16 protein-coding genes and 1 tRNA gene are annotated in these 18,649 nt (G+C 69.2%); 12 read left to right on the forward strand and 5 right to left on the reverse strand.

Translation table 11 applies throughout. The features are described 5' to 3' along the window. Positions 1-49: 49 nt before the first annotated feature. The 3 genes from AB3X07_RS10770 to AB3X07_RS10780 all read left to right on the forward strand — a co-directional run bounded on the left by AB3X07_RS10770 (position 50) and on the right by AB3X07_RS10780 (position 2,055). Positions 50-871, forward strand: a complete 822-nt coding sequence (locus AB3X07_RS10770) for a pyruvate, water dikinase regulatory protein (protein ID WP_369944492.1) — start codon at positions 50-52, stop codon at positions 869-871. Between the two features lie 129 nt (positions 872-1,000). Beyond that, on the forward strand, positions 1,001-1,507 hold the full coding sequence (locus tag AB3X07_RS10775; protein ID WP_369944493.1) for a DUF1249 domain-containing protein: 507 nt from the start codon (positions 1,001-1,003) through the stop codon (positions 1,505-1,507). A gap of 59 nt (positions 1,508-1,566) precedes the next feature. Next, positions 1,567-2,055 (forward strand): NUDIX hydrolase, encoded by a 489-nt coding sequence (locus tag AB3X07_RS10780; RefSeq protein WP_369944494.1) that lies wholly within the window; start codon positions 1,567-1,569, stop codon positions 2,053-2,055. Positions 2,056-2,687: 632 nt separating this feature from the next. On the opposite strand, the gene AB3X07_RS10785 is transcribed toward AB3X07_RS10780, so the two are convergent. Further along, positions 2,688-3,446 carry a 3-hydroxybutyrate dehydrogenase gene (locus AB3X07_RS10785; protein WP_369944495.1) on the reverse strand — a complete coding sequence of 253 codons (759 nt, stop codon included), beginning with the start codon at positions 3,444-3,446 and terminating at the stop codon, positions 2,688-2,690. Positions 3,447-3,719: 273 nt separating this feature from the next. Here AB3X07_RS10785 and AB3X07_RS10790 point away from each other — a divergent pair, with 273 nt between their 5' ends. The 6 genes from AB3X07_RS10790 to AB3X07_RS10815 all read left to right on the forward strand — a co-directional run bounded on the left by AB3X07_RS10790 (position 3,720) and on the right by AB3X07_RS10815 (position 7,776). After that, positions 3,720-4,334 (forward strand): CDP-alcohol phosphatidyltransferase family protein, encoded by a 615-nt coding sequence (locus AB3X07_RS10790; RefSeq protein ID WP_369944720.1) that lies wholly within the window; start codon positions 3,720-3,722, stop codon positions 4,332-4,334. Positions 4,335-4,379: 45 nt separating this feature from the next. Then, entirely contained in the window at positions 4,380-5,585 is a 1,206-nt protein-coding gene (gene phaE / locus AB3X07_RS10795; RefSeq protein WP_369944496.1) for a class III poly(R)-hydroxyalkanoic acid synthase subunit PhaE, read from the forward strand. Beyond that, positions 5,582-6,658, forward strand: coding sequence for a class III poly(R)-hydroxyalkanoic acid synthase subunit PhaC (locus AB3X07_RS10800; RefSeq protein ID WP_369944497.1), 1,077 nt, complete (start codon positions 5,582-5,584; stop codon positions 6,656-6,658). The genes phaE and AB3X07_RS10800 overlap by 4 nt, the downstream gene beginning before the upstream one ends. Positions 6,659-6,741: 83 nt before the next feature. Next, positions 6,742-7,089, forward strand: a complete 348-nt coding sequence (locus AB3X07_RS10805; RefSeq protein ID WP_369944498.1) for a DUF5329 family protein — start codon at positions 6,742-6,744, stop codon at positions 7,087-7,089. A 28-nt stretch (positions 7,090-7,117) separates the two neighbouring features. Beyond that, positions 7,118-7,327, forward strand: coding sequence for a PspC domain-containing protein (locus AB3X07_RS10810; protein WP_369944499.1), 210 nt, complete (start codon positions 7,118-7,120; stop codon positions 7,325-7,327). Further along, positions 7,324-7,776, forward strand: coding sequence for a hypothetical protein (locus tag AB3X07_RS10815; protein ID WP_369944500.1), 453 nt, complete (start codon positions 7,324-7,326; stop codon positions 7,774-7,776). Before AB3X07_RS10810 ends, AB3X07_RS10815 begins: the two co-directional genes overlap by 4 nt. A 3-nt stretch (positions 7,777-7,779) precedes the next feature. On the opposite strand, the gene AB3X07_RS10820 is transcribed toward AB3X07_RS10815, so the two are convergent. Beyond that, positions 7,780-8,991, reverse strand: a complete 1,212-nt coding sequence (locus tag AB3X07_RS10820) for an NAD(P)/FAD-dependent oxidoreductase (RefSeq protein WP_369944501.1) — start codon at positions 8,989-8,991, stop codon at positions 7,780-7,782. Between the two features lie 177 nt (positions 8,992-9,168). On the opposite strand from AB3X07_RS10820, the gene AB3X07_RS10825 reads away from it, so the two are divergent. The 3 genes from AB3X07_RS10825 to AB3X07_RS10835 all read left to right on the forward strand — a co-directional run bounded on the left by AB3X07_RS10825 (position 9,169) and on the right by AB3X07_RS10835 (position 13,573). Next, positions 9,169-9,384 carry a hypothetical protein gene (locus AB3X07_RS10825; RefSeq protein WP_369944502.1) on the forward strand — a complete coding sequence of 72 codons (216 nt, stop codon included), beginning with the start codon at positions 9,169-9,171 and terminating at the stop codon, positions 9,382-9,384. A 75-nt stretch (positions 9,385-9,459) separates the two neighbouring features. Further along, positions 9,460-11,076: a hybrid sensor histidine kinase/response regulator gene (locus AB3X07_RS10830; protein ID WP_369944503.1), complete on the forward strand. Its 1,617-nt coding sequence runs from the start codon at positions 9,460-9,462 to the stop codon at positions 11,074-11,076. 127 nt (positions 11,077-11,203) lie between these two features. Continuing rightward, positions 11,204-13,573, forward strand: a complete 2,370-nt coding sequence (locus AB3X07_RS10835) for a Tex family protein (protein WP_369944504.1) — start codon at positions 11,204-11,206, stop codon at positions 13,571-13,573. 74 nt (positions 13,574-13,647) lie between these two features. Here AB3X07_RS10835 and AB3X07_RS10840 read toward each other — a convergent pair whose 3' ends face one another. The 3 genes from AB3X07_RS10840 to AB3X07_RS10850 form a co-directional block, all read right to left on the reverse strand. Beyond that, the gene (locus tag AB3X07_RS10840) at positions 13,648-17,385 is read right to left on the reverse strand and encodes a PAS domain-containing protein (protein ID WP_369944505.1); all 3,738 of its coding nucleotides are present in this window, start codon (positions 17,383-17,385) and stop codon (positions 13,648-13,650) included. Between the two features lie 223 nt (positions 17,386-17,608). Next, entirely contained in the window at positions 17,609-17,989 is a 381-nt protein-coding gene (locus AB3X07_RS10845; RefSeq protein ID WP_369944721.1) for a response regulator, read from the reverse strand. A 424-nt stretch (positions 17,990-18,413) separates the two neighbouring features. After that, positions 18,414-18,500 (reverse strand) — tRNA-Leu (locus tag AB3X07_RS10850). Between the last annotated feature and the right edge of the window lie 149 nt (positions 18,501-18,649).

Raw genomic sequence — 18,649 nt, forward strand, 5'->3', positions numbered from 1 at the left:
CAAGCGAAACGGGCGCATCCGTTGGGTTTCATCCAGGAGAATGCAGGCAATGTCGACGATCAGACCGGTGTTCTACGTGTCCGATGGAACCGGTATCACCGCTGAAACCATTGGACATAGCCTGCTCACCCAGTTCAGCGGTTTCAGCTTCGTCACCGACCGCATGTCGTTCATCGACGATCCGGAAAAAGCGCGCGAGGCGGCGCAGCGCATCCATGCCGCGGGCGAGCGCTACCAGGTTCGGCCGATCGTGGTCAACTCCTGCGTGGATCCGCAATTGAGCATGCTGCTGTCGGAAAGCGGCGCGTTGATGCTGGACGTGTTCGCGCCCTTCATCGAGCCGCTGGAGCGCGAATTGAACGCGCCGCGGCATTCGCGGGTGGGGCAGGCGCACGGCATGGTCGACTTCGAGACCTACCATCGCCGCATCAACGCGATGAACTTCGCGCTGACCCACGACGACGGCATCGCCATCAACTACGACGAGGCCGACCTGATCCTGGTCGCCGTCTCGCGCGCCGGCAAGACGCCGACCTGCATCTACCTGGCGCTGCACTACGGCGTGCGCGCGGCCAACTACCCGCTGACCGAGGAGGATCTGGAGCACGACCGGCTGCCGCCGCGGCTGCGCCAGTACCGCAACAAGCTGTTCGGGCTGACCATCGATCCGGACCGCTTGCAGCAGATCCGCCAGGAGCGGCGGCCGAACTCGCGCTATTCCAACCTGGAGACCTGCCGGCGCGAGGTGGCCGCGGCCGAGACCATGTTCAGGATGGAGCGGATTCCGACCCTCAGTACCACGCATACCTCGATCGAGGAGATTTCCAGCAAGGTGCTGGCGACGCTGGGCCTGCAGCGCGAGATGTTCTGAGCGGGGCGGCTTCGCAGCTCATGAAAGGGCAGGGCGCCCGACGCTGCGTGTCGAGACTTCCAAGGTAGGCCGCGACGGGCGATCCGTCAATGCTGCCGCGCGGCCGCCGCAGCGTGTAGCATCGGGGCCATGCAGCACGCCCTGACCCGCAGCGAACGCATCCCCCGGCTCAGCCGATTTGGCTGGCTGATGGGCTTGTACGCCGAGAATTTCCTGCACCTCAATCGCCTGTTCGTGCCCTCGGACCTGGCGGTCGGCAGCTACGTGTCCTCGGTCGGCGACGGCCTGGACCTGCGCCTGGACGTGATCGAGCACCATCGCTACACGGTGGAACTGCGCATCACCTACGACCTGTGCGACCCGCTCACCGGCGAGCCGGACCCGTCGGCCTACGTGCGGCTGTACCGCGACGCGCGCCAGGCCGAGACCACGCATTGCTACGTCGGTCGCCGCTGGCAGGACGTGATGGGGCTGTATCCGCCGCCGGCGGAACTGATCAGCCACCGCATGCGCATGAACACCTTTCTCAGCAAGTGGCTGGAATATCTGGCCGAACGCGGCCATGGCGTGGCCACGCTGAAGCCGGCCGCGCCGCTGCCGCGTCAGCCCAGCGTCGCGGAGACACCCGCGCTGTAGCGCCGTCCACCGCGGCCGATGCGGCATACTGCGCGCCCGCCGACTCGCCCGCCCGCCGCATGCCCTACACCCCGATCGTCGCCACGCTGGGCTACGTGCTCTCGCCCGACCGCACCAAGGTCCTGCTGATCCATCGCAACGCGCGGCCCGGCGACCATCACCTGGGCAAGTACAACGGCCTGGGCGGCAAGGTCGAGCCCGACGAGGACGTGCTGGACGGCATGCGTCGCGAGATCCGCGAAGAGGCCGGCATCGAGTGCGAGGCGCTGCAATTGCGCGGCACCATCAGTTGGCCCGGCTTCGGCAAGCACGGCGAGGACTGGCTGGGCTTCCTGTTCCTCATCACCGCCTACAGCGGCGAGCCGTTCACCGAGAACGCCGAGGGCACGCTGGCCTGGGTCCCCGTGGCGGAGATGGAATCGCTGCCGCTGTGGGAGGGCGACCGCCATTTCCTGCCGCTGGTGTTCGACGCCGATCCGCGCCCGTTCCACGGGGTGATGCCGTACCGCGACGGACGCATGCTGTCCTGGTGCTATTCGCGGCTCTGACCCGCGCTGAGCCATAAAGCCCCTCTCCCGCCGGGAGAGGGGTTGGGGTGAGGGTCCGGCGCGAAAGCGACTCGCGGAGTTGGGTGCGCGATGCTTCGCCCGTACCCTCATCCGCCCCTACGGGGCACCTTCTCCCGACGGGAGAAGGAAGCGCCGCTAACCCCTCTCCCGCCGGGAGAGGGGTTGGGGTGAGGGTCCAGCGCGAAAGCGACTCGCGGAGTTTGGGAGCGCGAGGCTTCGCCCGTACCCTCATCCGCCCCTACGGGGCACCTTCTCCCGACGGGAGAAGGAACAGCCTTACCCCTCATGGCGGTAGAGGATGAGAGCCCGGCGCGGCGCGCGGTCGAACGCCTGCGCGACGCCGCGACCGGCTTGTCCACAGCGGCTGTGGATCGATCCTGCACAAGCCTGTGGGCAAGCGTGGCAAGTCGCTGAAATGGCTGCCCGATTTTCCCGGGTGGCGAAAATTTCAGCACGCCCGGCTGCGCTTCTCCACAGCCGGTGTGGATGGAATCGCACAAACGTTGTGGATAAGACCCGCGTGACGTTGCGCCGCAACGCTCGCCGCTGCGCTGGCGAAAAATTCGCCAGTGTCCAATCCGGCAGCGGGAGCTACGGCGCGCGCCGCGCCGCTACTGCGCGGTCCAGCCGCCATCGATGGCGATGGTCTGCGCGGTGATGTTGCGCGCTGCCGGCGAAGCCAGGAACGCGACGCAGCCGGCCAGCTCGTCGTAGGCGATGAACACGCCCTTGGGCATCGGCTTGAGCATCACCTGGGCGACCACGTCGGCTTCGGAAATGCCGCGGGTGCGGGCCTGGTCGGCGATCTGCTTGTCCACCAGCGGCGTCTTGACGTAGCTCGGGCACAGCGTGTTGATGGTGATGTCGGTGTCGGCGGTCTCCAGCGCGATCGCCTTGGAGAAGCCGACCAGGCCGTGCTTGGCGGCGACGTAGGCGCTCTTGTACGGGCTGGCGACCAGCGAGTGGATGCTGCCGATGTTGACGATGCGGCCGTAACCGCGTGCGCGCATGCCTGGCAGCACCGCCTGGGTCAGCCGCGCCACGCCGGTCAGCATCACCTCCACCAGCAGGCTCCACTTGGCCATCGGGAACTCCTGCAGCGGCGCCACGTGCTGCAGCCCGGCGTTGTTGACCAGCACGTCCACCGGCCGCGACAGCGCCGCCAGCGCGGCGTCGATGCTGGCGGCGCTGCTCACGTCCAGCGTCACCGCCTCGGCCGAGCCGCCGGCCTCGCGCAGCTGCGTCGCGACCGTGTTCGCCGCGTCCAGGTCCAGGTCGCTGACGACGATGTGGCGGCCGCCGGCGGCCAGTTCGCGGGCGATGCCGGCGCCGATGCCGCTGGCGGCGCCGGTGATCAGGACGGTCTGCATGGGAAGCACCTTGACGGGGAGGGAGCTGCCCAGCGTAGCAGCGTGGCGCGACCCTGCCATGGCGGTCGTTCTCCTGGCCCGCCACCTGCTCGTGTAGGAGCGGCTTCAGCCGCGACAGGCTGTCTGATGGTGTCTGTCGCGGCTGAAGCCGCTCCTACAGGGGGCGGCAAGCCGACCGCGGCGGTCATGCGCCGTCCTCGCTCGCCAGTGCGTCGGCGCCACGCTACCCTGTGCCGTCGCACCCTTTCCAGCCGGATCCGCCACGCCATGCCGATGAAACGCCACTTCTCCATGCTGCGCGAGTTCCAGTTGGCCGACTGGTTCACCCTGGCCAATGCCTTCTGCGGCACCGGCGCGGTGTTCGCGGCGATGCGCTTCCTGCAGGAGGGCCGGCGCAGCGACCTGTTGATCGGGATGGCGTTGATCCCGCTGGCGTTCGTGTTCGATGCGCTGGACGGGCGCGTGGCGCGCTGGCGCAAATCCTCCTCCACGCTTGGCCGCGAGCTGGATTCGCTGGCCGACGTGATCTCCTTCGGCGTCGCCCCGGCGGCGCTGGCCTACGCCTGCGGCATGCAGGGCGGCTGGGACTGGCTGGTGCTGAGTTTCTTCGTGTGCTGTGGCGTCAGCCGCCTGGCGCGCTACAACGTCACCGCCGAGCAACTGGCCGGCGATGGCGACAAGGTGCCGTACTTCGAGGGCACGCCGATCCCGAGCAGCCTGCTGCTGGTGATCGTGCTGGCGGTCGCCGCCTATCTGGGCCACATCGGCGAGTCGCTGTGGTTCGGGCAATGGCGCCTGGGGCCGTGGCTGCTGCACCCGCTGGTGCTGCTGTTCGCGCTGTCCGGTTCGCTGATGATCAGCAAGACCCTGCGCATTCCCAAGCCCTGAACGGGCGCAGTTGCTATCATTCGCAGCCGAGTCGGGAGGGTGGCGATGATGGCTAGCGGCGGCAACGATGCCGGCGAGTTCGAGGCGTTGGCGCGCCGGTACTGGGACGCGTGGCGCGACGCGCTGCGCCAGGGCGGAGCGACGCCCGCGTCGCCGCCAGGCGGCGCTCCTGGTGGCTGGCGCGAGGCGATCGACGCCTGGGCGCAGTGGCTGCCGCGCGGCGCCGCGGGGCCGGCCGAGGACGCGGTGGCGCAGTTGCAGCGGCAGGCCGGCGACTGGTTCGGCGCGATGCAGCAGGTCGCCGCGCAGTTCGCCGGGCGCGATGCCAGCAGCGCGGACGTGGCCGAGGCCTGGAAACAGCAGGTGCAGGGCCAGCGCGAGCAGATGCTGCAGTGGCTGCTGGGCGCCGCGCGCGGCGCCAACCAGGCCGGGGTGGATCCCTGGTTGCAGCAGGCCGCGCAATGGCTGCAGGGCTGGCAGCGCGACAGCGGCCCATGGCTGCAGATGCCCGGCTTCGGCCCGGGGCGCAACCACCACGCGCGCTGGCGCGCCCTGGCCAAGGCGCAGCAGGAGTACCAGGCGCAGCTGCAGGCCTACCTGGGCCAGTTGCAGGGCGCGATCGATCGCGCCTTCGGCGTGTTCGAGTCCAAGCTGCGCGAGCATGAGGACCCCGGCCGCCAGTTGACCAACGCACGCGCGATGTTCGACTTGTGGATCGACGCCGCCGAGGAAGCCTATGCGGCGGCGGCGTTGTCGGAGGAGTTCCGCGAGGCCTACGCCGGCTTCGCCAATGCGCAGATGCGCCTGCGCTCGTTGCTGCAACGCGAGACCGAGCAGGCCTGCGAGCAACTGGGTCTGCCCACCCGCACCGAACTGGATGCGGCGCATCGACGCATCGCCGATCTGGAGCGGCGCCTGCGCCGGCTGGAGCGGGGGGGCGTGCCTGGTGCAGGGGCGGCTTCGGACGCTCCTTCGCGTCCGCAGGCCGCCGGCGCCGCGGCGCAGTCGCGCTCCGCGCCGGCGATGCCGGATGCGCCCGCGGCACGGCGCTCCGCCAAGCGCACGCCCTCCGGCGCCAACGCCAAGCGCTCCGCCACCGCCACGCCGGCGGCCAGGTCCACGTCCAACTCCTCCTCCAGGAAACCCAACGCCACGTCGCCGGCGGCCGCGCCGTCCAGGCCGGCCGCCAAGCCTGTTGCCAAGCCGGCGCGCGGCAAGCCGGGCGTGGTCTCGCGTCGGAGCCGCGCATGAAAGGGCCATTGAGCTTCAGCAGCGACGACCTGCTGCAGGAAACGCTGGAACTGCAGCGCAAGCTGTTGGAAGGGCTGCGCGTGCTGCCCGGATTGGACGAGGTGCAGTACGGGGTCACCGAGCGGCAGGAAGTGTGGCGCGACGGCAAGGTGGTGCTGTACCGCTTCGTCGGCAAGCAGCCGCCCACCGCCAAGGTGCCGCTGCTGATCGTCTATGCGCTGGTCAACCGGCCGTACATGGTGGACCTGCAGGCCGACCGCTCGCTGGTGCAGGGTCTGCTGGCGCTGGGCGAGGACGTGTACGTGCTGGACTGGGGCTATCCGGACCGCTCCGAGCGCTACCTGACCCTGGAAGACTATCTGCTGCGCTACATCGATGGCGCGGTCGACCACTTGCGCGACGCCGGCGGCGGTGCTCCGGTCAACATGCTCGGCATCTGCCAGGGCGGCACCTTCTCGCTGTGCTACGCGGCCTTGCAGCCGGCCAAGGTCCGCAACCTGGTGACGATGGTGACGCCGGTGGATTTCCATACCCCGGACAACATGCTGTCCAACTGGGCGCGGCAGGTGGACGTGGATCTGTTCGTGGACACGCTGGGCAACGTGCCGGCGGATCTGATGAACGTCAGCTACCTGATGCTCAAGCCATTTCGCCTGAATCTGCAGAAGTACGTCGGGCTGCTCGACATCCTCGACGATCCGCGCGCGCTGGAGGACTTCCTGCGCATGGAGAAATGGATCTTCGATTCGCCCGACCTGGCCGGCGAGACCTTCCGCGAGTTCGTCAAGCAGTTCTACCAGGACAACGCGCTGATGCACGGCCGCGCGCGCATCGGCGAACATGCCGTGGACCTGGCGCGGGTGACGATGCCGGTGCTCAATGTCTACGCCGAGCAGGACCACCTGGTGCCGCCGGACGCCTCGCGCGCGCTGCGCGGCCTGGTCGGCAGCGACGACTATGCCGAACTCGGCTTCCGCGGCGGCCACATCGGCATCTACGTCTCGGGCCGCGCGCAGCGCGAGGTGCCGGCGGCGCTGCACCGCTGGTTGCGCGAGCGCGATGGCGGCGCGTAGCCGGCATGGACCGCGACGTTAAGCGATCCACGCGCCGCGTCGGCCTGCGCTTGCTGGCACTGGGCATGGTGGGCGTCTGTGCGATGAGCTCGACACTGGCTGCGCCGACGGCGTCCGCCGAGCGCGAGATCCAGGCGCTGCTGGCGACGCTGCAGGCGTCGCCGTGCCGGTTCCAGCGCAACGGCACCTGGTATCCGGCGGCGCAGGCCGAGGAACACCTGCGTCGCAAGTACGCGTACCTGCGCAAGCGCGCGCTGGCCGCCAGCGCCGAACAGTTCATCGAACGCGGCGCCAGCCGCAGCAGCGTCAGTGGGCAGGTCTACCGGGTCGCGTGCCCGGGACAGTCCGAGCAGGACGCGGCAGCCTGGTTCACGCAGCAGTTGACGGCGCTGCGCCGTCACGCCGTGTCGGCGGCGCCGCGACCAGACTGAGCGCGCCTTCGTCGCAGGAGCCACCGTCATGTCCCAGCCCCAGCCCGCGCGCACGCTGTCGCGCTCGCTCGACGACCGCATGATCGCCGGCGTGATGGGCGGCATCGCGCACCGTTTCGGCTGGAGTCCGACCTTGCTGCGCGTGGTGTACGTGGTCGGCTCGATCGCCTCGGCCGCGTTCCCCGGCATCCTGGTGTATCTGATCCTGTGGTTGCTGATTCCCAACGAGGCCGATTGAGGCCGGTGCTGTCCGCGCTGCGCCTGGCCGGCTTCGTGCTGGGCGCGTTGTGGGCCTCGCCCAATACGTTGCTCGGCCTCAGCGCCGGGCTCGTCGCGCTACCGTTCGGGGCGCGAGCCCGCATCAGCCGCCGCGAGCTGGCGCTGGTGTTCGACCGCGTTCCCTGGGGGCCGCGCGGCGCCATGACCCTGGGCAACGCGATTCTGGTCAGCGCCGACGACCTCGACGTGGCCTGCGCGACCTACGAGCATGCCGCTGGCCGCTGCCGGCATCCGCCGGTGCGCCTGGGCGACCACGAACGCGCCCACGTGCTGCAGTACCTGGTGTTGGGGCCGCTGTTCCTGCCGGTCTACCTGGCCTGCGGCGGGGTCAGCGTGCGCAACCCGTTCGAGCGCGCCGCCGACCGCTACGCCTTGCATGGCCGCGGGTGGTGGCCGGGATTGCGCTGAGCGTCAATCCAGCCGGGCGAAGCCGAACAACTGCGCGAGCGGATGCTTGCGTCGTTCGATCTGCGCGCGCAGCAGGCCCGCGCCGAGCATGCTGTAGGTGATGCCGTTGCCGCCATAGGCCATTGCAAACAGCATGCGTGGCCCGTGCTGGGGATGGGCGCCGAAGAACGGCAGGCCATCGGCGGTTTCGGCGAAGGTGCCGGCCCAGGCGAAGGTCGGCTGCAGGTCCAGATCCGGTAACGCCTTGGCGATCTTGCGGCACAGTTTGCGGGCCTTGCTGTCTACCCGCGCATCGCGACGCACCGGAATATCCACGCTGTCGTCCTCGCCGCCGGCGACGATGCGCCCGTCGCCGGTGCTGCGCAGGTACAGATACGGACGCGCGCTTTCCCACACCATGGTGCGCTTGAACACGCCGAGCCGGGCATCGTCCAGCGGATCGCTGACGAAGGCGTAGCTGCTGCGGTTTTTCGCCACGCGCTGGTCCAGCCACTCCTGGTTGGCATAGCCGGCCGCCATCACCACATGGCCGGCGCGCACCTGCACGTCTTGCTCGGTGTGCAGTGTGGCGCCGCGGCCGTTGACCGCGATGCGCGCGACCCGGGTCCGGTCGTAGACGCCGGCGCCTCGCCGCTGCGCGCGGGCGAGCAGGCGGTAGGTCAGCCGATACGGGTCCACGCGCGCGGCCTGCAGGCTCAGGATCGCGCCGTGCGCGTGGATGCCGTACCCGTCGCGCAAGGCCTGCGCATCCAGCCATTCCACGTCCAGCCCGTGCCGCGCGCGCAGTTCCAGTTCGTGCTGCAGCACGCGCACATGGCGCCGGCGGCTGGCGTAGTAGAGGCTGTCGTTCCAGCCGAAATCGACGTCGCGCAGCGGCTTGGCCAGCGCGCGCAGCTGTTCGAGCGCCTGCGCGCAGGAACCGTAGGCGAGGGCGGCGGCTTCCTCGCCGTAGCGCTTGGCCAGGTCGCGCATGTGGGTGTCGATCTCGTACTGCAGCAACGCGGTGCTGGCGGCGGTGCTGCCCCAGCCGATGTCGCGCTGTTCCAGCACGGCGACGTCGTAGCCGTGCGCGACCAGCTCGTCGGCGATCAAGGCCGCGGTGATGCCGCCGCCCACGATCGCCACGTCGCAGCGCAGGTCGCCGCGCAACTGCGGAAAGCTGTGCATGAGGCCGTTGCGTATTGACCAGAAGGGGTAGCCGCTCTTGAGATCCATGCAGGTGCGCAGCGTATTAGGGTGCGCGACTAACGCCTATGCGCGGTTAAGCCGACGTGAGGCCGAGGTAAGTCATTTGCGGGCAAACAGCCGCGATTAACCTGCGTGGAGGTTGCCCTCACGACGCGCTGTGTAGGCTGCGCGCCAGTTCCACGAATTCCCAACAGAGGAAGCGTCATGTCGGTCGTTCTGTATATCGGTGGCAGCAAGGATGGCGAGAAGGGCGTGGTGCCCTACGGTTTCAGCAAGTCGATGAAGCAGACCGAGGCCGGTCCGGAGATCTACGTCGAGCGCATGCTCGCGGTGAGCGACCGGCAGATACGGATCATGGCGCTGGAATCGTTGCAGGACGAGATCGTGGTGGAGCGGTTACACCAGTACTATGCGCGTTGACGCCGGCATGCGGACCCCGGTGTGGCCGCCCGGGTAGCCGGGCCAACAACGGTTCGCATGGAATGACGAATACCCATGCCCGGACCCGATAACCGCGTTACCGTTCACGAAAGCACCACCGCCAACCTGGCGGAGCATCGCAGCGACATCTTCTTCGCCGCGGTGGAGACCACGCGGATGCCGATGATCGTCACCGATCCGCGTCAGCCGGACAATCCGATCGTCTTCGTCAATCGCGCCTTCCTGGAGATGACCGGATATGGCGCCGAGGAACTGCTGGGCAACAACTGCCGTTTCCTGCAGGGGCCGGAGACCGACCGCGCCACCGTGGACAGCGTGCGCGAGGCGATCGCCGAGCGCAGCGACGTGGCCGTGGAGATCCTCAACTATCGCAAGGACGGGTCCAGCTTCTGGAATGCGCTGTTCATTTCCCCGGTCTACAACGAGCACGGGGAGTTGGTCTATTACTTCGGCTCGCAGCTGGACGTCAGCCGCCGCCGCGATACCGAGGATGCGCTGCGCCAGGCGCAGAAGATGGAGGCGCTGGGCCAGTTGACCGGCGGCATCGCGCACGATTTCAACAATCTGCTGCAGGTGATGTCCGGTTATCTGGAGTTGATCGAGCACGGCCTGGAACGCGAGCCGCTGGACCCGACACGCTTGCGCAAGAGCGTGGTGCGCGCCCGCGACGCCGCCAGCCAGGCCGCGCGGCTGACCCAGCAGTTGCTGGCGTTCGCGCGCAAGCAGAAGCTGGAAGGGCGCGTGCTCAACCTCAATACCCTGGTCGCCGGCATGAGCGACGTGGCCGAGCGCACGCTGGGCGACGGCATCGCGTTTTCGCTGGACCTGGCGGCCGACCTGCGCAACTGCCGGATCGATCCGACCCAGGCCGAAGTGGCGCTGCTGAACATCCTGATCAACGCGCGCGATGCGATGGCCGCGCAGCCTGCGCCGCGCCTGGTGATCCAGACCCGCAACATGTCCATCCGCGCCGACGAACCCACCACCTACGACAACCTGCTGCCCGGGCACTACGTCTGCGTGTCGATCACCGACAACGGCAGCGGCATGCCGCCGGACGTGCTGGCGCACGTGCTGGATCCGTTCTTCACCACCAAGGAAGAGGGCAAGGGCACCGGCCTGGGCCTGTCGATGGTGTACGGTTTCGCCAAGCAGTCCGGTGGCGCGGTGCGCCTGTATTCGGAGGAAGGCCACGGCACCACGGTGCGCCTGTATTTCCCGATCGACGACAACGTGGAGAATCCGGCGCCGCGCGACGCGCGCACGCGCCGCTCGTTCGACCGGCAGGGCGACGAGACCATCCTGATCGTGGAGGACCGGCCGGACATCGCCGAACTGGCGCGGCTGTTCCTGGACGACCAGGGCTATGTCACCCACGTGGTGCACAACGCGCGCGAGGCGCTGGAATTGCTGGACACCGGCATCCACGTGGACCTGCTGTACTCGGATTTGATCATGCCCGGCGGGCTCAACGGGGTGATGCTCGCGCGCGAGGCGCGGCGACGCCGGCCCAAGCTCAAGGTATTGCTGACCACCGGCTATGCGGAGTCCTCGATCGAGCGCACCGACGCCGGTGGCACCGAGTTCGACGTGCTGTCCAAGCCCTATAACCGGCAGGAACTGACCCGCAAGGTGCGCATGGTGCTGGACGGGCCGACCGGGGTGAGCTGACGGCCTGCGCGGCCTCGCGCGGGCGCGCCGGGGCCGACAGGTCGGCGCGCGCCTGTCAACGGGTTCCCCGGCGGGACGGGCGCTGCGAAAATGCGGGTTTTCCGCAAGGCGGCTTCGGCCGGACGCAATGCACGACACTCAGCTCGCCCAGCAGATCGCCACCACCATCGCCGCCGAGATCGGCGCGCAGCCGGCACAGGCGCGCGCCGCCATCGCCCTGCTCGACGAGGGCGCCAGCGTCCCGTTCATCGCGCGCTACCGCAAGGAAGTCACCGGCGGGCTCGACGACACTCAGTTGCGCAATCTGGAAGTGCGCCTGACCTATCTGCGCGAACTGGAGGAGCGCCGCGCCGCGGTGCTGGCCAGCATCGCCGAGCAGGGCAAGCTCAGCGACGAACTGCGCGCGGAGATCGTCGCCGCCGACACCAAGTCGCGGCTGGAAGATCTGTATCTGCCGTACAAGCCCAAGCGCCGCACGCGCGCACAGATCGCCCGCGAGGCCGGGCTGGAGCCGCTGGCCGATGGCCTGCTGGCCGATCCCACCCAGGTGCCGGAGACCGTCGCCGCCGGCTTCGTCGATGCCGACAAGGGCGTGGCCGACGTCAAGGCCGCGCTGGATGGCGCGCGCGCGATCCTGATGGAGCGCTGGGGCGAGGACGCCGCGCTGGTCGGCGAACTGCGCGGCTGGCTGGGCGAGGTTGGCGTGATCCGCGCGCGCGTGGTCGAAGGCAAGGAGCAGGAAGGCGCCAAGTACCGCGACTATTTCGATCACGCCGAAGCGCTGGCCAAGATCCCGTCGCACCGGCTGCTGGCGCTGTTCCGCGCGCGCCGCGAGGAGATCGTGTACCTGGAACTGGATCCCGGTAGCGAGGCCGAGGCCGGCCACCAGTATGCCGAAGGGCGCGTCGCCCTGCGTGCGGGCATCGCCAATCAGGGCCGTCCCGGCGATCGTTGGCTGCTGGATGCGTGCCGCCTGACCTGGCGCGCCAAGCTGCACATGCACCTGCTGCTGGACCTGTTCAACCAAGCCCGCGAAAAGGCCGAAGCCGAGGCGATCGCGGTGTTCGGCGACAACCTGCAGGACCTGATGCTGGCCGCGCCGGCCGGGCCGCGCGTGACCCTGGGCCTGGACCCGGGCATCCGCACCGGCTGCAAGATCGCCGTGGTCGACGCCACCGGCAAGCTGCTGGCCACCGACACCATCTACCCGCACGAGCCGCGCCGGCAGTGGGACCAGTCGCTGCATACGCTGCGGCAGCTGTGCACCCAGCATGGCGTGGAGCTGATCGCGATCGGCAATGGCACCGCCAGCCGCGAGACCGACAAGCTGGCCGCGGACCTGATCAAGCAGAACCCGCAGCTGAAGCTGGAGAAGATCGTGGTCAGCGAGGCCGGCGCCTCGGTGTATTCGGCCTCCGAGTTCGCCGCCAAGGAATTCCCGCAGCTCGACGTGTCGCTGCGCGGCGCGGTGTCGATCGCGCGGCGCCTGCAGGATCCGCTGGCGGAGCTGGTCAAGATCGAGCCGAAGGCGATCGGCGTGGGCCAGTACCAGCACGACGTCGACCAGTACCGCCTGGCGCGGGCGCTGGATGCACGGGTGGAAGACTGCGTGAACGCGGTCGGCGTGTACGTCAACACCGCCTCGGCAGCGCTGCTGTCGCGCGTGTCCGGGCTGTCGTCGAGCGTGGCCGAGAACATCGTGCGCCACCGCGACGACAACGGCCCGTTCAAGCGCCGCAAGGATCTGCTCAAGGTGCCGCGGCTGGGCGACAAGACCTTCGAACAGTGCGCCGGCTTCCTGCGCATCGCCGATGGCGAGGAGCCGCTGGACGCCTCGGCGGTGCATCCGGAAGCCTACCCGGTGGTGGAGCGCATCGTCGGCGCCACCGGCAAGCCGATCAAGGCGCTGATCGGCGATGGCGGCTTCCTGCGCGGCCTCAAGCCCGACCAGTTCACCGACGAGACGTTCGGCGTGCCGACCGTGCGCGACATCCTCAAGGAACTGGAGAAGCCGGGCCGCGACCCGCGTCCGGAGTTCAAGGCGGCGCGTTTCGCCGACGGCGTGGAGGACATCAAGGACCTCAAGCCGGGCATGGTGCTGGAGGGCGTGGTCAGCAACGTCGCCGCGTTCGGCGCGTTCGTCGACATCGGCGTGCACCAGGACGGGCTGGTGCACATCTCCGCGCTGTCGGACAGCTACGTCAAGGATCCGCGCGACGTGGTCAAGGCCGGCGATATCGTCAAGGTCAAGGTGCTGGAAGTGGACGTGGCGCGCAAGCGCATCGCGCTGACCCGGCGCCTGGACGACACGCCGGCGCCGGCGTCGGCGCGCACGGGCGAGCGCGATGGCGGACGTCCGGCGGCGGGCGCGCCGCGCCGCGAGCGCGATGCGCGCGGCGGCAACAATGGCGGCGGCAACGGCAAGCCGCGCGCCGCGGCGGCACCGCCGCAGAACAGCGCGCTGGCCGACGCGTTCGCCCGCGCCAAGCGCGGCTGAGCGAAACGGGCGCGCGTGCCAGACGGCACGCGGGGCCGCGGCCATGCGCATCGCGACGCGCGTGGCCGCAGGCGTCAGGCCGGTTCGGCCTGCGCGTTCGGATCCTGTTCGGTGGCGGTCCGCGGCTGCACCAGCGAGGCGGCCAGCGCGACCAGCTTGACCGGGTCCACCGGCTTGCCCAGGTGCGCGTCGAACCCGGCGTCCAACGCCAGCGAGCGGTCCTCGCCGCGCACATAGGCGGTCAGGGCGATTGCCGGAATGCGGCTGGTCGCGCCGGCGCCGCGGCTGCGCACGCTGCGGATCAGGCTATGCCCGTCGCGGCGCGGCATGCCCACGTCGCTGACCAGCAGGTCGTACGGCCGCTCGCGCAGCAGCGCCTCGGCATCGTCGGCGGACACCGCGGTCTCGACCACCGCGCCGGCTTCCTGCAGGAAGCGCTGGGTGACACCGCGCGAATCCATGTCGTCGTCGACCACCAGCACGCGGATCCGCTGCAGGCTGGCCGTGCCGCGCTGCAAGGTGGCGGCCAGCGCCGCGCCGTCGCTGCGCCGCACCGGATCCAGCGCGTGCACGTCGTTGCGCGGCAGCAGCAGCGTGAAGGTGGCGCCCAGGCCGACGCCGTCGCTGCTGACCGACAGCTCGCCGTGGTGCATGTCCACCAGTTGCTTGGCGATCGCCAGACCCAGGCCGAGGCCGCCGGCGCTGCGCGTGCTGCTGGCGTCGGCCTGGCGGAACCGGTCGAACACGTGCGGCAGGAACAGCGGATCGATGCCGATGCCGCTGTCGCTGACGCTGATCCGCAGATGCGTCGCGCTCGCGTCCAGCGTCACCGTGACCTTGCCGGCATCGGGCGTGAACTTGACCGCGTTGCCGATCAGGTTGGTCAGCACCTGCCGCAGGCGCGCCGCATCGCCCAGATAGGGCAGGGCGGGAGCGTCGCTGCACGGTGTCAGCGCGATGTCGATGCCCTTGCCCTCGGCGCCGGGCCGGGCCGCGTCGATCGCTTCGCCGGCCAGCGCGCACAGATCCAGCTCGGCGATCTCCAGGCGCACCTTGCCGGACAGGATGGCGCTCATGTCCAGCAGGTCGTCGATGATCTGCGCCTGCGCGTGCGCGCTGCGCTCGATCACTTCCAGGCCGCGGCTCAGGTCCTTCTCGCGCACCGCTTCGCCCTGCATCAGTCGGGCCCAGCCCAGGATCGCATTGAGCGGAGTGCGCAGCTCGTGGCTGAGGGTGGCCAGGAACTCGTCCTTCATGCGGCTGGCGCGTTCGGCCTCGCCGCGCGCGCTCTGCTCGGCGGCCAGCAACTGCTGCAGGCGCAGGTCGGTCGCGCGGCGTTCGATGATGATGCCGGCCAGGCGCGAGGCCGAGCGTGCCAGCTCCTGCTCGTGTGCGGTCGGGTAGTGCACGAAGGGGTGATACAGGGCGACCACGCCCAGCACCTGGCCATCGCTGGCCAGGATCGGGGTGGAGCAGCAGGCGACAATGTCCGCTTCGGTGGCCATCAGCAGGTAGTCCTGCCAGTTCGCTTCCAGGCGCACGTCGCTGCATAGCACCTGCCGGCGCAGGAACGCAGCGCGTCCGCAACTGCCGCTGCGCTCGTCGATCGGCAGCCGCTGCACCGCCTTGCGGAACGCGGCGGGCATGCTCGGCGCGGCGCCCTCCAGCAGGCATTGGCGGTGTTCGTCGACCAGCATGATCGTGCAGCGCAGGCCCACGTCGCTCTGCGCCTCGGTGCCGCGCGCGATCGCCTCCAGCACCGCGTTCAGCGGCTTGCCGGTGGTGATCATTTCCAGCGCGGCGCGTTCGGCGGCGGTCGCGTTCTCGATCCGCTTGCGCTCGGCGATGTCCAGCAACGAGCCGATGAAGCCGAGGAACTGGCCGGAGGCGCTGAAGCGCGGCGTGGCGGTGTCCACGCACCAGCGGTACTCGCCGTCGTGGCGCCGCAGCCGGTATTCGATCGAGAACGCACGCCGGTCGGCGGCGGCGCGGGCCATGGTGCGGCCGACCGCGGCGACGTCGTCGATGTGGATCTTTTCCATCCAGCCGGCGCCCAACGCCTCCTGCTCGGTCTGCCCGGTGAACTGGTGCCACTGGCGGCTGACGTACTCGCAGTCGCCGTCGGCATTGGCCATCCAGATCAGCACCGGGGCGTTGTCGCACAGGGTGCGGAAGCGCAGTTCGCTTTCCTGCAGGCGTTGCTCGACCACGCGACGATCGTGGATGTCGGTATTGGTCCCGATCCAGCGCACGATGTCACCGTCGTCGTTGCGGATCGGCAGCGCCCGGCCCAGATGCCAGCGGTACGTGCCGTCGTGGCGGCGCAACGGATACTCGATCTCGTAGGGTTCGCCGCTGCGCAAGGCGGCTGGCCAGGCCTGCATCACCCGCGCCAGGCCCTCCTCGGTATGCACCTTGCGCCAACTCTCGAACCCGGCCTCGCCGTCCGCCAGGCCGGTGTATTCGTACCAGCGCCGGTTGAAGTAGTCGACGTGGCCATCGGGCGTGGCGGTGAACACGATCTGCGGCATCGCGTCGGCCAGTTCGCGCAGGCGCGCCGCGCTGCGCGCCAGGTCCGATTGCGCGCTGGCGCGCTCCATCGATTCCCAGCAGCGCGCGGCGACCAGTCGCACCAGTTCGATTTCCGCCGCGGTCCATACCCGCGGCTGCAACTGGTGCACGCCGATCACCGAGACCAGCCTGCCGCCCTTGTGCAGGGGGGCGCTGAGCGTGGCGCGCAGGCCGCTGTTGCGGTAGGCGGGATCGGCGAAACGCGGCGGCGGCGCGTGGAGCTGGATGTCCTGCACCACCCAGGGCCGGTTCTCGTGCAGGCAGTCGAGAAGATCGCTGCCGAAATCGCGGAAATGGAAGCGCCCGGTCAGGTGCTCGGTGCCATCGACGTAGTCGGCGCGGATGTCGAAGGCGGCTTCGTCCGGGTCCACGATCGCATAGGCGCAGCGGTTCGCGCGCAGGTGCCGGCCGAGCAGGGTGGCGCCGGTCTCGCAGATCGCGTCCGCGTTGTCCAGGTTCTGCAGTGCGTCCTCGAGCATCAGCAGGAAGCTGTCGTGGGCCTGCGCGCGGGCCTGCTCGGTCCGGTCGATCACGTGCACCAGCACGCCGTTGACGTTGTCCTCCGCATCGCGCATCGGCTGATACACGCATTCCAGCGTGGTTTCCGAGAGCGAGGCGTCCGGCGTGCGGCGCAGGTTGAAGGTCATCGCCTCGCCCATGAAGGGCTGGCCGCTGGCGCGCACGCTGTCGAGCAGGCCGATCACGCCATCCTGCAGGATCTCCGGAATCGCCTCGGCCAGCGGCTTGCCGACCACCTCGCGCGGCCCGATCAGGTCCTGGTAGCGCTGATTGACGCTTTCGACCACATAATCCGGGCCGCGCAGGATCGCCAGCGCCGCCGGCGATTGCTCGAACGCGTCCGCCATCTGCGCGCGCTGCGCGTCCAGCACCTTCAGCAGCCGGTCGCGTTCGCGCTCCAGCCGGATCTGCGCGGTGTCCTCGGTGCACACGCACAGCACGCCGCCGATGCCGCCGTGGTCGTCGAACAGCGGGCTGTAGGAGAAGGTGAAGTACGCTTCCTCGTCATAGCCGTTGCGGCTCATCACGAACGGCACGTGCTCGTTCCAGGTCGGCTCGCCGGTCGCCAGCACCTGTTCGGCCTGCAGCCCGACGCTCGGCCATACTTCCGGCCACACCTCGCTGGACGCGCGCCCGAAGGCGTAGGGGTGGCGCTTGCCGAGGATCGGAACGTAGGCGTCGTTGTAGAGGTTGATCATCCGCTTGCCCCAGCGGATCACCATCGGGAAGCGGGAGTTGAGGCAGATCGACAGCGCGGTGCGCAGGCTCTGCGGCCATGCCTCTAGTGGTCCAAGTTCGTGAACGGACCAGTCGATGGCGCGCAGCAGCGCTCCCGTGGCACTGTTGGCGGGAAGCCAGACAGGGGGCGGCGAGCGATCATGGACGTTGATGGCGGTGTTCCTCGAATCGGTTCCTGCCGTCTGGCAGGCTTCCGATCCCGGATTCTCACGGCCGTGCGGTCATTTTGGCGTGAGCGTCGAGCAGGGCCTTGATCAGGTGTTCGGACAGATACGGCTTGGTCAGCACGACGCCGGCCGCGAACCCGGCCGGAAGCGACTCGGCCGCGACGCCGGTGGCCAGTACGTACGGGATCCCCTGATCGGTGAGGGCGCGGGCCACGACCTCGCTGGTTTCGCCAGCGGCCAGACGGAAGTCGAGCACCGCGCGGTCCGGCCGCTCCTGTTCGATCAACGTCAGTGCCTGGCGGACCGAGTCCGCCGGTCCCAGCACCTCGGCGCCGGCCTGAGCGAGCTGCAGTTCCAACAGCGTGGCATTCATTTCGTCGTTCTCGACCACCAGGATGCGCAGGCCCTGCAATGCCGACATCGCTTGCTCGTTAAGGTTTGGGAACGGAAAGTATAGCGGCAGGGGAACGAGCGACGCGTAGACCTGGATCCCGGCAAAGATGAAGGATTTACTTGTGCCGGATTGCGGCCATGGCGAGGCGTCGGTGCGGTGCAGCCAGGTTTTGCCGCGCGCAATTTGCCTGCCGCGGGTCGCAGCGAAGCGGCGAGGGCGCCAAGTGCGGTGGCGCCTCCCGCCCAGGCATGCGCAGGTCTGCAGGATGTCGCCAAGCACGCGTCCCTGTCGGCGTATCTGTGTCTCCCCGTACGCACGGCGACGGCCAAATGAGCGCAGTCCGGGCCTGGGTGCCAGTCACCGACGCCAGGCTTATAGAGCGTGTCGGATATCGCGGCGCCCGCGATGGTGCGCGCAAAAAACAAACGGCAGCCGAAGCTGCCGTAGGTCCTGGTGCCGAAGGTGGGACTCGAACCCACACGCTTTTAAGGGCGGCGGATTTTGAGTCCGCTGCGTCTACCGATTCCGCCACTTCGGCGCGGCCGCGAAGTATAGCCGACCGTTTCGCGCTGCGACAGGGGTAGTTCCCGGCGGCAGCGTCGGATGCGCCGCCCGCGGCGCGGAGGCGATGCGCATCGGGCAGCGTACGCGGTCCATGCGGGGGATGCGCATGGTCTCGCGCGCGGA

Origin of the sequence: Xanthomonas sp. DAR 35659 (assembly GCF_041242975.1) — a bacterium.
GTDB lineage: Bacteria > Pseudomonadota > Gammaproteobacteria > Xanthomonadales > Xanthomonadaceae > Xanthomonas_A > Xanthomonas_A medicagonis.